Below are 12,762 nucleotides of genomic sequence, written 5' to 3'. Positions count from 1 at the left end.
TATAGAAGTTTGGCCCTTCCAACACAAGCGAATCGGGCCGTACAACCCATGACAAAGGAAATGGACGCGATTGACGATTATCAAGAGCCGCTCCGCAACTCTCATCATGCCTTTGTCAGGTGAACAGGAATGCCGTTTCCCCCAGCGGCATCAGCGCAATTCAGGTCCGACCGAACCCCAAAGCGGAGACAATTGATGGATTATATAAACGCGATCATTCTAGGCATCGTCGAAGGCATCACCGAGTTTCTGCCGATCTCGAGCACCGGCCACCTGATCATTGCCGAGCAATGGCTCGGCCACCGCTCCGACATGTTCAACATCGTCATCCAGGCCGGCGCCATCCTCGCCGTCACCTTCATCTACTGGCGCCGCCTGCTCGATCTCGTGCTCGGCTGGCGTGATCCGAAGAACCGTGCCTACATCGGCAAGCTGATGGTCGCCTTCCTGATTACCGCCGTCCTCGGTCTGATCGTCAAGAAACTCGGCTTCGAACTGCCGGAAACGGCAACGCCGATCGCCTGGGCGCTGATCATCGGTGGCTTCTGGATGATGGCGGCCGAATGGTTCGCCGCCCGTCGCCCGCCGCACAAGGAAATCACCTGGCTGGTCGCCATCCTGGTCGGTATCGCCCAGGTCATCGCCGGCGTTTTCCCGGGCACCTCGCGCTCCGGCGCCACCATTTTTGTCGCCATGCTGGCCGGCACCGGCAACCGCGCCTCGGCCACCGAATTCGCCTTCCTGGTCGGCATCCCCACCATGTATGCGGCAAGCGCCTATGAGTTGCTGAAGACCTTCAAGGATGGCGGCGCGGCAAACGAGGACTGGACGGCCCTCGGCATCGCTTTCGTCGTCTCCACCATCGTCGCCTTCGTCGCCGTCAAATGGTTGCTCACCTATATCCAGAGCAACCGCTTCACGGTGTTTGCGATCTATCGCATCATTCTCGGTGTGATTTTGCTCGGCCTTGCCGCCACAGGCATGATTGCCTGATTGGCGCTGGACCGCTGTGCTCGTCACAGCGGTCCAGCGCACTGAAGTCGCCCAGCGCAGCAGAGGCTTTTCACCGCATAGACGCGCCATGTCTGGCTTCCCGCCACAGGTGCGAGAATGAGGGCGATGGCGATGCTGTGATGGAAGGGTCTGCCCGCAGACAGAACCGGCGCCAAGACGCCGGTTTTTTGTTACTGGGGGATCGAGCCGGTTTCGCAGGGATCTACGCCATAGGCTGGCGAGCATTCGCCCTTCACGGCGGCGACCGAACCAGGTGCCATGAAGGAGCCGGCCAGAATAACCAGCGCCGCACACGCAAAAAGAAGCGCGATTGACCTACCCATCAAAGAAACCTTTCAAGTCGTTAAGCGCGCCAGTGTGAGGCGCTGAGTCCAAGCACAGACGCGCGGGGTGTGTAGTCAGAGGAATGACAAATAGCAATAAACGTTCCGGCTAAATTTCCTGTTAATTCCGCTAAATTTTCCATGCGACTTTTATGCAACGTCCGAGCGGCCAAAACGGCCAAAAGCTCAACGATTCCGCCTATTTTTTCATCGGTAGTTCCTAATGAACAAAGCCGCCCGCGGACTCCGCGAGCGGCTTTGTCGATCAGATATTCAGCCGCAGATCAGGCGGCTTTGCCGGTGCCGGTATACTGGCCGTGCGGGCGGAAATGCACGAGGTAGGAATCGAGCACCGAGCTCACCATCGTTGGCATGATGCCGAGGCCCTTCAGCGTCCGGCCTTCGGCCTCGGCTTCCTTGGAAACCACATTGTCCTTCTTCAGCAGGCGAACCTGATCGGCGGTGATCGGCGGTGCGATCAGCGGGATCATCGATGCAACGCTGCCGAGCAGCGACGCAACGCCGAAGGGCAACGATACAAACCTGTTGGTGCGCGCCGTCGATTTCAGCATGGCCTCGAGACATTCGCGGAAGGTCAGCACTTCGGGGCCGCCGAGTTCATAGATCTTGCCGCCTGCAACCTGGCCGTCGACAGCCTTGGCCACGGCTTCCGCCACGTCGATGACGTAGACCGGCTGCAGCTTGGTCTTGCCGCCGCCGATCAGCGGCAGCACGGGGGCCGTGCGGGCCATGCCGGCGAACTTGTTGAAGAAGTTGTCCTCGGGGCCGAACACGATCGACGGGCGATAGATGATGGCGTCAGGCACGATCGAGTGGATCGCCGCCTCGGCGCGGCCCTTGGTGCGGGCATAGCTGCTATCGGATGTGCCGTTGGCGCCGATCGCCGACAGGTGGATCAGCTTGGCGCCGACGCCACGGGCAGCTTCCGCAACCGCGCGGCCGCCGAATTCCTGGACCGCCTCGAACGAGTTGCGGCCGGCCTCGAACAGGATGCCGACGCAGTTGACGACGTAGGACGCACCCTCGACGGCACTATCGACCGAGTTGCGATAGCGCAGGTTCGCCTGCACGAAGGAAATCTGGCCGACATTGCCGAGCGGCTGCAGGAAGCCTGCGAGATCGGGACGGCGCACGGCAACGCGGATGCGGTAGCCGCGCTTTGCCAGCGCCCGAACGACATGCCTGCCGACGAAGCCGGAGCCTCCGAACACGGTGACGAGCGGCGGCAGGTTGGCAAGTGTCATGGCAGGTTCCTCGGGAAGCTGATTTGGATGGCGGGTATTTCGTCTTAGCCCAATCGGGGTGCGACGAAAAGACCTATCGCACCAACGATCTCGGGACTTTGATCTGGCTCAAACGCCCTCGACGACGACCATTTCGGCATCGGCGACTTCCTGGCGGATCTTCGCCGCGATCTGGTATTCCGGCGAGTTGTAGCAATCGACCGCATGCTGCATCGACGGGAACTCGATGACGACATTGCGTGCCCGCGCCTTGCCCTCGAGCTCGGTCAGCGGACCGCCGCGGGCGAGAAAATTGGCACCGTACTTTTCGAAGGCGGGCTTGGCGGCAGCCACGTAATCCTTGTAGCGCTCGGCGTCGCGCACATCGACGCGGGCGATCCAGTATCCCTTGGCCATGACTTTTCCTCCGTAGACAGCTTGATGTTTGATTAGCGGTTGGCAGGCCAGAGCGCGCTGACCATTTCGTCGAGAATGGCCTTGGCCGCCTGCTTCGGGTCATCAGCCTTGACGATCGGGCGGCTGACGACGAGATGCGTCGATCCGGCTTTCAACGCGTCGTAGGGCGTCATCACCCGCTTCTGGTCGCCACGGTCGCTGCCGGTTGGCCGAATGCCCGGCGTGACGATCGCCATGTCGGGACCGACCACTTCGCGAACGGCCTGGGACTCTTCGGCCGAGCAGACGATGCCGCCCATGCCGGCTGCGCGGGCCTGTTCGGCGCGGCGTAGCACCAGCGAGCGCGGATCGCCGCTATAGCCTGCTTCCGCCAGATCGGCCTCGTCCATCGAGGTCAGCACGGTGACGCCGAGCAGGCAGAGGCCCGATCCCCTGGCGGCTTCGACGGCGGCCCGCATCGCTTTTGGATAGGCGTGCAGCGTCAGCATCGACATGCCCATCTTGGCGATGTTCTCGACGCCGGAGGCGACCGTGTTGTCGATGTCGAGCAGCTTCATGTCGAGGAAGATCTTCTTGCCGTCCCTGGCGAGGTCGCGGGCAAATTCCAGCCCGCCGGCAAAAACCAGCTGGTAGCCGATCTTGTAGAAGGAGACACTGTCGCCAAGCGTCGAGACCATCTTTTCGGCCTCGCCAAGCGTTGGAACATCCAGTCCGACGATCAGCCGCTCGCGTGCGTCCATCTCACATCCATCCTTGCCAGTCTTCGATAGGGGTCCACTCGCATGATAGCCGCCGATCTGCAAGACGGAAACCATAGAGATTGCCGCCACCCGCCGGCTGGTCGCGGTCCCGCCCGATCGGCCGGCCCTGCAGATGGCATTTCAGCAGCGTCCCGACGCCGCCATGGCCGACGAAGGCGATCGGCTGGCTGGCATCGTGGCCGGCAAGAATATGCTCGACCGCGGAGACGATCCGCCGCTGCGCATCGATCGCCCGCTCCCAGCCGCGAAAGCTTTGATCCGGATTGGCAAAGAACCAGTCTGCCGCCTTCTCGAATTCCGGCGGTGGCAGGAAGCCGGTGGCGGAGCGATCATTCTCGTGCATGCCCTCGACGATCTCGGCTTCGATGCCGGAGGCGGCAGCAAGGATCGCGGCGGTTTCGATCGCCTTGGTCTCGTCGCTGGAGATGATCCGCTTCAGCTGTGCCGCCCAGGGGCCTGTTGCAGCCTGCCGGGTGCGGCTGGCGCCAAGCTCCGACAATCCCCATTTCGGCACGGGGATATCGGCATCGATCTTCACCTGCGGGTGGGTGATGTAGAGGCCGAACATCTCAGCCGCGCCGGTAAATCCACAGATGCGCCGGCGGAATGTTGCGGACGATGAAGTCGAAATGCTGGATGTGGTAGCGATCCGGCCGGGCAATGATCGGCGACACCACCCCATAGGAGATCTGGATCAATGGCCGGCCGAGTGGGAGGCGGTCCAGCACGCTTTCCAGCATGGCGATGCGCGCCTGCATCGGGAAGTTCAGCAGCGGTACCGCTGAAACCACGGAATCGAACTTCTGCCCTTCCATATGGGCAAGCGTCTTTTCGAGGTTGAAGGCATCGCCATTGATGAAGTTGACGCCCGGGTAAAGCCGAACCAGATGCTCGTAGAAATCCGTCGAATACTCGATCGCCACCAGCTTTTCCGGCTTCACGCCGCGGTTGAGAATGGCCTTGGTGATGGCGCCCGTTCCCGGCCCGAGTTCCAGAACCGGCAGGCCCGAATTCGGATTGACGATGCTCGCCATTTTCCGCGCCGTGATCGACGAGGTCGGGACGATGGAGCCGACGGTCTTCGGCCCCTGCATCATGCCCTTGAAGAAGCGGATTTCCTCGTCGAACTTCTTGCCCAGACGTTCCTTCAGGCGCAAAGCCATACCGTTCTCCTTCGTGCAGCAAATGCTGCATGCTTATGTGCAGGCAAACGGCGCTAAAACAAGGCCAAGCGTCGCAATCGACAAAGTATGAACGGCAAAAGCGACGCGCTAGACGCGCATCGGCATCAGCACGTAGAGCGCATCGTCACCGGCCGTGTCGCGGATCAGCGTCGGCGAACCGGCGTCGGCCAACAGGAAGATCGCCTGATCGCCGGAAAGCTGCGCAGTGATGTCGAGCAGGTACTTGGCATTGAAGCCGATTTCCATGGCGTCGGTGTCGTAGCCGACAGCCACTTCTTCCGTTGCACTGCCCGAGTCTGGGTTGTTGACGGTGAGCAGCAGCTGTCCGTCGGACAGTGCCAGCTTAACGGCGCGGCCACGCTCGGACGAGATCGTCGATACGCGGTCGACAGCCTGTGCGAAGCTGGTGCAATCGACGCGCATTTCCTTGTCGTTGTTGGCAGGAATGACGCGCTGGTAATCGGGGAAGGTGCCGTCGATCAGCTTCGAGGTCATCACGATATTGCCGATCGACAGGCGGATCTTGGCGTCCGACACTTCGACGGTAACCATCGCTTCGGGATTATCGACCAGCTTCTGCAACTCGCCGACCGTCTTGCGCGGAATGATGATGCCGGGCATGCCCTCGGAGCCCGACGGCGCCTTGACGTCGGCGCGGGCAAGGCGGTGGCCGTCGGTGGCCACGGCGCGCAGCTTCAGGTCGCCTTCGCTTTCGATCGTGTGGAAGAAGATGCCGTTCAGATAGTAGCGGGTCTCTTCGGTCGAGATCGCGAACTGGGTGCGATCGATCAACATCTTCAGGTCCGTCGCCTTCAGCTTGAAGGTGTGGCTGAAGGTGCCGGCGGTCAGGTCAGGAAAGTCGGATTCCGGCAGGCACTGCAGCGAGAACTTCGAACGGCCGGACTGCACCGTCATCGATCCGCCGTCGGTGCTGGTGGCAAGCAGCACTTCCGAGCCGTCGGCAAGCTTGCGCACGATGTCGTAGAGCAGATGCGCGGGAACAGTGGTGGCGCCTGCCTGCTCGACATTGGCCGGCGTCGCTTCCGTCACTTCGAGATCGAGGTCGGTCGCCTTCATGTCGAGGTTCTGGCCCTCGGCGCGCAGCAGGATGTTGGACAGGATCGGTATGGTGTTGCGGCGTTCGACCACGCGGTGAACGTGGTTCAGCGACTTCAAAAGGTTGGACCGCTCAATAGTAATACGCATGGGATGCTACCGCTTTCGACCGTTACTGCCCGGGCGCGAACCCCGCGCCCCTGGAATGCCTTTGCCCAGAACCTGGGACCGGATGAGTGGACCGGCAAAATGGCAGAATTTAGCGACCGAATGCAAGAGGCGCGAAGGCGCGCGCCCCTGCAATTGGCGATTTCGCTGCAGATGCTAACAGAAATCGCAGCCCGCGCCGAAGTCCTGCCCCTTGCTGAAGAGCATGGGCTCGCCCATAAAGGCCGGAAGCCAGAAAGGGCACACATATCTTGAAGAATGACGACGCGACACCCGATGGCGGCCGGCAGCGCAGCTTCCGCCTGCACAACATGGCCGTTCCCGCCCGCCCGCAGGAGCCGGGGCTCTATCTCGTCGCCACGCCGATCGGAAATCTCGGCGATATTACCCTGCGCGCGCTGGAAACCCTGGCTGGCGCCGATGTGCTCGCCTGCGAGGACACCCGCGTCACCCGCGTCCTGCTCGATCGCTACGGCATCCAGAACCGCCCCTACGCCTACCACGAACACAATGCCGACGAGGCTGGCCCACGGCTGCTCGCAGCGCTCGAACAGGGCAAGTCCGTGGCGCTGGTCTCCGATGCCGGGACTCCTTTGGTCTCCGATCCCGGCTACCGGCTGGCGCAGTCGGCGATCGAGGCCGGCTATCGTGTCATTCCCATTCCCGGCGCCTCGGCGCCGCTGGCAGCCCTTGTCGGTTCCGGCCTGCCCAACGACGCCTTCCTGTTCGCCGGCTTCTTGCCGACCAAGGACAAGGCCCGCCGCGACCGGCTGTCGGAATTTGCCGCAGCCCCCGCAACGCTGATGTTCTTCGAATCCCCGCACCGCATCGGCGCCACCCTCATTGCCGCGGCAGACGTGCTCGGCGGCGATCGACAGGCATCCGTCTGCCGCGAACTGACCAAGACCTACGAGGAGTTCCGCAGAGGCACGCTGGCCGAACTCGCCGCGCATTACGCCGAGGTCGATAACGTCAAGGGCGAGATCGTGCTTGTGGTCGGCCCACCGCCGGAGCGTCCCGTCGAGCAGGCCGACGTCGATGCCATCCTCGCCGACCTCTCGCAGTCCATGCCGACCGCCAAGGCCGCAGCCGAAGCCGCCCGCATGACCGGTCTCCCCCGCAAGGAACTCTACCAGCGCCTGCTCGACAGGAAGGCCGGCGATGGCCGATAGGGACGCTGCCAGCAATCGCCGCAAGGCGCTGCGTCGGGGCCATCTCTCCGAATATCTGGCTGCTCTCTATCTGTTCCTCAAAGGCTATCGCATCGTCGCCCTGCGCTATCGAACAAGGCTTGGCGAGATCGACATCATCGCCCGCAAAGGCGATCTCGCCGTCTTCGTCGAGGTCAAGGCAAGGCGCAATGAAGCCAGCGCCGTCGATGCCGTTTCCCATGCCGCGCAGACGCGCATCCGCAACGCCAGCGACCTCTGGCTGGCCCGCCAGCGCGACCAGGCCGGTCTGTCGCAACGCTACGACATCGTTGCCATCGTGCCCGGGAAATGGCCACGGCATCTGCCCGATGCCTTCTGAAGCACGTCCTTAGCTGGGTAAGCCTGCCGAAAATTTGTAATCCGGCTGTCATGAAACCGTTACTGAGGTGTCACAATAGCCCTCTATTGCGTCCTCACCCCAACAATGGTGGAGAGGTTTTTCATGTTCAAGAAGATTTCATTGGCTGCCGCTGCAGTCGTTTTGTCTGCTTCCACGTCTTTTGCCGCAACCGAGATCAGCTGGTGGCACGCCATGGGTGGCGAGAACGGCAAGAAGCTCGAAGAGATCGCCCAGAAGTTCAACGACAGCCAGACCGAATACCACGTCACGCCGGTCTTCAAGGGTACCTATCCTGAAACCCTGACGGCTGCCATTGCCGCCTTCCGCGCCGGCCAGCAGCCTGCAATCGTTCAGGTCTTCGAAGTCGGCACCGGCACGATGATGGCCGCCAAGGGCGCCGTTTACCCGGTCTACAAGCTGATGAAGGACGAAGGCGAAGCCTGGGATCCGTCGAAGTTCCTGGCCCCAGTCGTCGGCTATTATTCCGATCCGGAAGGCAACATCCTGTCGATGCCTTTCAACTCCTCCACCCCGATCCTCTATTACAACAAGGACGTCTTCAAGAAGGCTGGCCTTGATCCTGAAGTCGCTCCGAAGACCTGGGCTGAGCTTGCCACCATGGGCAAGAAGATCGTCGACAGCGGTGCTGCCAAGTGCGGCTTCACCATGTCCTACGGCGCAACCTGGGTTGGCCTGGAAAACTACTCGGCTATCCAGAACCTGCCTTACGGCACGCTGCAGAACGGCTTCGGCGGCATGAACTCGGAATTCACCTTCAACGGTCCGAACCAGGTCAAGTTCTGGGACAATCTGAAGAAGTGGCAGGATGAAGGCGTCTACAAGTATGGCGGCCCGAGCGCCGGTGCTGACGCTGCGCCGATGTTCTACGCGCAACAGTGCGCCGTCTACATGAACTCGTCTGCTTCGCGTTCCGGCGTCATCAACAACGCCAAGGGCTTCGAAGTCGGCTTCGCACCGATGCCTTACGACGACACCGTCACCAACGACCCGAAGAACTCGATCATCGGCGGCGCCACCCTCTGGGTGCTGAACGGCCAGAAGGACAAGGCAGTCTACAAGGGCGTTGCCAAGTTCTTCACCTACCTGTCGCAGCCGGAAGTCCAGGCTGACTGGCACCAGTTCACCGGCTACCTGCCGATCACCAATGCCACCTACGAGCTTGGCCAGAAGCAGGGCTTCTACGCCAAGAACCCGGGTTCCGACATTGCCATCAAGCAGATCATGCGCGGCACGCCGACCGACAACTCCAAGGGCGTTCGCTTCGGCAACCTCACGCAGATCCGTGATGTTCTCGACCAGCAGCTGGAAGCCGTTCTCACCGGCAAGAAGACCGGCCAGCAGGCTCTCGACGATGGCGCAAAGCTCGGCAATGCCAAGCTGCGCGAATTCGAAGCCGCGAACTCCACCAACTAAGAACCGCTCACTCCATCAGCCCTCTCCGGTCAGCCGGGGAGGGCGTTTTTCTTGAGGGGTCTCGCCTTGCAAACCAAGCGCACTGTCTTCAAAAGCCGTTTCCTGCCTTACGCCCTGCTGGCGCCGCAGCTGATCATCACGATCATCTTCTTCGTCTGGCCGGCCTGTCAGGCCGTGTGGCAATCCTTCCTGCGCCAGGACCCCTTCGGTCTGAAGGACACCTTCGTCGGGCTGGCAAACTACGCGCAGTTGCTGCACGATCCCGATTACCTGAATTCTCTGAGCGTCACCCTGGTGTTCTCGATCGGCGTCACCGTGCTGTCGATGGGCCTCTCGCTGTTGTTCGCAGTCTGCGTCAACCGGGTCCTGCGCTCGCAGCGCTTCTACACGACGCTGCTCGTCTGGCCCTATGCCGTGGCGCCAGCCGCGTCCGGCTTGCTCTGGTGGTTCATGTTCAACCCGAGCGTCGGCATCATTCCCTACGGCCTGGGTTTCCTCGGCTACAACTGGGACCACCGTCTCAATCCGAACAACGCCATGGTGCTGATCATCATTGCCGCGGCCTGGAAGCAGATTTCCTATAATTTCCTGTTCTTCGTCGCCGGCCTGCAATCCGTGCCGCATTCGCTGACGGAAGCCGCCGCCATCGATGGTGCCGGTCCGGTCAAGCGCTTCTGGACCATCGTCTTCCCGCTGCTGTCGCCCACAACCTTCTTCCTGGCGGTCATCAACATCACCTATGCGATGTTCGATACCTTCCCGATCATCGACGCGGCCACCTCGGGCGGTCCGTCGCAGTCCACCAACATCCTTGTCTACAAGGTTTATGCCGACGGTTTCGTCGGTCTCAACCTCGGCCCGTCGGCCGCGCAATCGGTCGTGCTGATGCTGATCGTGGTCATCCTGACCGTCATCCAGTTCCGCTGGATCGAGAAAAAAGTGCAGTATTGAAGCGAGAACCAGCCATGGTCGAAAACCGCCCCTTCCTGAACTTCCTCACCCATTTCGTGCTGATTTTCGGCATCGCTATGGTGGTGTTCCCCGTCTATCTCGCCTTCATCGCCTCGACGCGGGGATCGTCGGACTTCCTGACCGGTGTCGTGCCGCTGACGCCCGGTCATCAGATGCTGGAGAATTACGGCACGCTGCTCGGTGCCGGCGCATCGACCGCCGGCGCGCCGCCCTTCCTGCTGATGCTTGCCAACAGCCTGGTCATGGCCATCCTCGTTGCCGTCGGCAAGATCGCCATCTCGATCATCTCGGCCTTTGCCATCGTCTATTTCCGCTTCCCCTTCAGGACGGTCGCCTTCTGGGTCATCTTCATGACGCTGATGCTGCCGATCGAGGTGCGCATCCTGCCGACCTACAAGGTCGTCGCCGATCTCGGCCTGCTGAACTCCTATTCCGGTCTCGTCATCCCGGTGATCGCATCCGCCACCGCCACCTTCCTGTTCCGCCAGTTCTTCCTGACCATTCCCGAAGAGATGATGGAAGCGTCGCGCGTCGATGGTGCCGGCCCGCTGAAATTCTTCTGGGATATCCTGCTGCCGCTGTCGCGCACCAATATCGCAGCCCTCTTCATCATCATGTTCATCTACGGCTGGAACCAGTACCTCTGGCCGATGCTGATCACCACCGAGCCGGGCTATTACACCGTCGTCATGGGCATCAAGCGGCTGGCCGCTGTGCTCGACGGCGACACCCAATGGAACCTCGTGATGGCAGGCGTCATCCTGGCGGCCCTCCCGCCGGTTCTGGTCATCATTTTCATGCAGCGCCTTTTCGTCAAAGGCCTGGTCGAGACGGAGAAATAACAATGGCTTCCATCGACGTCGACAATGTCGGCAAGATCTACACCGGCGGCGTTCGCGCTGTCTCCGATATCAGCCTCACCATCGCCGACGGTGAGTTCATCGTCCTGGTCGGCCCCTCCGGCTGCGGCAAGTCCACTTTGCTGCGCATGGTCGCCGGCCTGGAAAGCATCTCCGAGGGCCAGGTGAAGATCGGCAACCGCGTCGTCAACGACGTCGAGCCGGCCGATCGTGATATCGCCATGGTGTTCCAGAACTACGCGCTCTATCCGCATATGAGCGTCCGCCAGAACCTCGAATACGGCCTGAAGAACCGCAGGACCCCGAAGGCCGAGATCGATGCCCGCGTTACGGAAGCCGCCCGCATGCTCGAGATCGGCGACTATCTCGAGCGCAAGCCGAAGGCGCTCTCCGGCGGTCAGCGCCAGCGCGTCGCCATGGGCCGCGCCATCGTCCGCAAACCGGCCGTCTTCCTGTTCGACGAGCCGCTGTCGAACCTCGACGCCAAGTTGCGCGTCTCCATGCGCGGCGAGATCAAGCGCCTGCAGCGCCGCCTCGGCACCACCTCGCTCTACGTCACTCACGACCAGCTCGAAGCGATGACGCTGGCCGATCGCCTTGTCGTCCTCAACGGCGGCCGGATCGAGCAGGTCGGCTCGCCGCTCGAAGTCTACCACCGCCCGGCTTCCGTCTTCGTCGCCAGCTTCATCGGCTCTCCCGCCATGAACCTGCTGAAGGGCGAACTGCACGGCGACAAGCTGGCGCTCGGCCCGAGCCTCATCGATCTTGCCGGTCATGCCCCGACCTCAGGTGCTGTGACGATCGGCATTCGCGCCGAAGACCTGCGCCTCGCCGGCCCGAACGAGTATGCCCTGCCTGTCACCGTCGATTATGTCGAGGAACTCGGCGCGCAACGACTGGTGCATGGCACGCTGGGCGATCAGCAGATCACTGCAGTGCTCTCGCCAGAGAACGATATCCCCGCGCAATTGCGCCTGACCATCCTGCCGGAAAAGCTGCATTTCTTTGCAATCGACACCGGAAAGCGCATCGCCAGCGCCCTTTCCAAGGCAAGCGAGCCGGCCGCAGCACTGCAGCCCGTTCACTAATGCTGTGCTGGAATATCAGGGCATTCGCTACAACTTTAGCGAATGCCTGAACCGCTCCGTTACGCTTCTTTGCTATTCCCGATCATCGGGGAATATCGAGAGCAGGGGGTTCTCATGGCATCTTTACATCTCATGTTGGCAAGTGCGATGGCGATTGCTTCGCGCTCACTGCCTGAACTGGTCTCCATGCCGCGCGGCAAATCCTTCGTGGCGCATGCGAGCGACCTTGTTCCGATGACGTCGACGCCGATCAATCCGGACTGGATCGTCAACGGCGAACCGCAGGCTCGCACCGGCGAACATTCGCGCGGTCACGACGACGCCGCGCTCACCGCCATATGGGATTGCACTGCCGGCGAGTTCCGCTGGTTCTTCGGCTGGGACGAGACGGTGATGATCCTCGACGGCGAAGTCCATATCACCGCCGATGACGGCACCGAGCGCATGCTGCGCGCCGGCGATGTCGCCTTCTTTGCCGGCGGCACCTGGGCCAGCTGGCGCGTTGACAATTATGTCCGCAAGGTCGCCTTCCTGCGCAAGCCTTTCCCCAAGCCGGTGGCGCTCGCCTATCGCCTGCGCAACCTGCTGCGCTCCAACAGCCAACAGGGAATTGCGGCTTAAAACGCCGGCCGGCAGCCGATACGAAAGCCGTGGATTGACCGTTGCGTTCGAGACCTCTGCGCCCTACAT

General features: G+C 61.7%; 15 protein-coding genes. 8 read left to right on the top strand and 7 right to left on the bottom strand.

Annotated features, from left to right (window positions below; all coding sequences use genetic code 11):
• Window positions 1-195 precede the first annotated feature (195 nt).
• The gene (locus GVL52_RS11965) at window positions 196-993 is read left to right on the top strand and encodes an undecaprenyl-diphosphate phosphatase (protein WP_160007245.1); all 798 of its coding nucleotides are present in this window, start codon (window positions 196-198) and stop codon (window positions 991-993) included.
• A 191-nt stretch (window positions 994-1,184) separates the two neighbouring features.
• On the opposite strand, the gene GVL52_RS30390 is transcribed toward GVL52_RS11965, so the two are convergent.
• From GVL52_RS30390 to dnaN, 7 genes are all read right to left on the bottom strand, one after another.
• On the bottom strand, window positions 1,185-1,337 hold the full coding sequence (locus GVL52_RS30390) for a hypothetical protein (RefSeq protein WP_200847808.1): 153 nt from the start codon (window positions 1,335-1,337) through the stop codon (window positions 1,185-1,187).
• A gap of 284 nt (window positions 1,338-1,621) precedes the next feature.
• Window positions 1,622-2,602, bottom strand: a complete 981-nt coding sequence (locus GVL52_RS11960; protein WP_160007243.1) for a complex I NDUFA9 subunit family protein — start codon at window positions 2,600-2,602, stop codon at window positions 1,622-1,624.
• Between the two features lie 108 nt (window positions 2,603-2,710).
• Window positions 2,711-2,998: a DUF1330 domain-containing protein gene (locus tag GVL52_RS11955; protein ID WP_160007241.1), complete on the bottom strand. Its 288-nt coding sequence runs from the start codon at window positions 2,996-2,998 to the stop codon at window positions 2,711-2,713.
• A gap of 32 nt (window positions 2,999-3,030) precedes the next feature.
• Window positions 3,031-3,738, bottom strand: a complete 708-nt coding sequence (pyrF, locus tag GVL52_RS11950; protein ID WP_160007239.1) for an orotidine-5'-phosphate decarboxylase — start codon at window positions 3,736-3,738, stop codon at window positions 3,031-3,033.
• Window position 3,739: 1 nt separating this feature from the next.
• Window positions 3,740-4,327, bottom strand: coding sequence for a histidine phosphatase family protein (locus tag GVL52_RS11945; protein WP_160007237.1), 588 nt, complete (start codon window positions 4,325-4,327; stop codon window positions 3,740-3,742).
• A gap of 1 nt (window position 4,328) precedes the next feature.
• Window positions 4,329-4,922 carry a phospholipid N-methyltransferase PmtA gene (pmtA, locus tag GVL52_RS11940; protein WP_160007235.1) on the bottom strand — a complete coding sequence of 198 codons (594 nt, stop codon included), beginning with the start codon at window positions 4,920-4,922 and terminating at the stop codon, window positions 4,329-4,331.
• Between the two features lie 108 nt (window positions 4,923-5,030).
• Entirely contained in the window at window positions 5,031-6,149 is a 1,119-nt protein-coding gene (gene dnaN, locus GVL52_RS11935) for a DNA polymerase III subunit beta (protein WP_160007233.1), read from the bottom strand.
• 329 nt (window positions 6,150-6,478) lie between these two features.
• Between dnaN and rsmI the strand changes: the two genes are divergently transcribed.
• The 7 genes from rsmI to GVL52_RS11900 all read left to right on the top strand — a co-directional run bounded on the left by rsmI (window position 6,479) and on the right by GVL52_RS11900 (window position 12,693).
• Window positions 6,479-7,339, top strand: coding sequence for a 16S rRNA (cytidine(1402)-2'-O)-methyltransferase (rsmI, locus tag GVL52_RS11930; protein WP_160007428.1), 861 nt, complete (start codon window positions 6,479-6,481; stop codon window positions 7,337-7,339).
• On the top strand, window positions 7,329-7,697 hold the full coding sequence (locus tag GVL52_RS11925; RefSeq protein ID WP_160007231.1) for a YraN family protein: 369 nt from the start codon (window positions 7,329-7,331) through the stop codon (window positions 7,695-7,697). The genes rsmI and GVL52_RS11925 overlap by 11 nt, the downstream gene beginning before the upstream one ends.
• Before the next feature lie 123 nt (window positions 7,698-7,820).
• Window positions 7,821-9,152, top strand: coding sequence for a sn-glycerol-3-phosphate ABC transporter substrate-binding protein UgpB (gene ugpB / locus GVL52_RS11920; protein WP_160007229.1), 1,332 nt, complete (start codon window positions 7,821-7,823; stop codon window positions 9,150-9,152).
• Between the two features lie 66 nt (window positions 9,153-9,218).
• Entirely contained in the window at window positions 9,219-10,103 is an 885-nt protein-coding gene (gene ugpA, locus GVL52_RS11915) for a sn-glycerol-3-phosphate ABC transporter permease UgpA (protein WP_160007227.1), read from the top strand.
• A gap of 14 nt (window positions 10,104-10,117) precedes the next feature.
• Window positions 10,118-10,966, top strand: a complete 849-nt coding sequence (gene ugpE, locus GVL52_RS11910; RefSeq protein WP_160007225.1) for a sn-glycerol-3-phosphate ABC transporter permease UgpE — start codon at window positions 10,118-10,120, stop codon at window positions 10,964-10,966.
• A 2-nt stretch (window positions 10,967-10,968) separates the two neighbouring features.
• On the top strand, window positions 10,969-12,072 hold the full coding sequence (locus GVL52_RS11905; protein ID WP_160007223.1) for a sn-glycerol-3-phosphate import ATP-binding protein UgpC: 1,104 nt from the start codon (window positions 10,969-10,971) through the stop codon (window positions 12,070-12,072).
• Between the two features lie 132 nt (window positions 12,073-12,204).
• Window positions 12,205-12,693 carry a cupin domain-containing protein gene (locus GVL52_RS11900; RefSeq protein WP_160007426.1) on the top strand — a complete coding sequence of 163 codons (489 nt, stop codon included), beginning with the start codon at window positions 12,205-12,207 and terminating at the stop codon, window positions 12,691-12,693.
• The last annotated feature ends 69 nt before the right edge of the window (window positions 12,694-12,762 follow it).

The sequence above is a fragment of the Rhizobium sp. 18055 genome, assembly GCF_902706285.1.
GTDB lineage: Bacteria > Pseudomonadota > Alphaproteobacteria > Rhizobiales > Rhizobiaceae > Rhizobium.
Note: the sequence above shows the minus strand (reverse complement) of the source record. Positions and strands in the feature narration are given on the sequence as shown.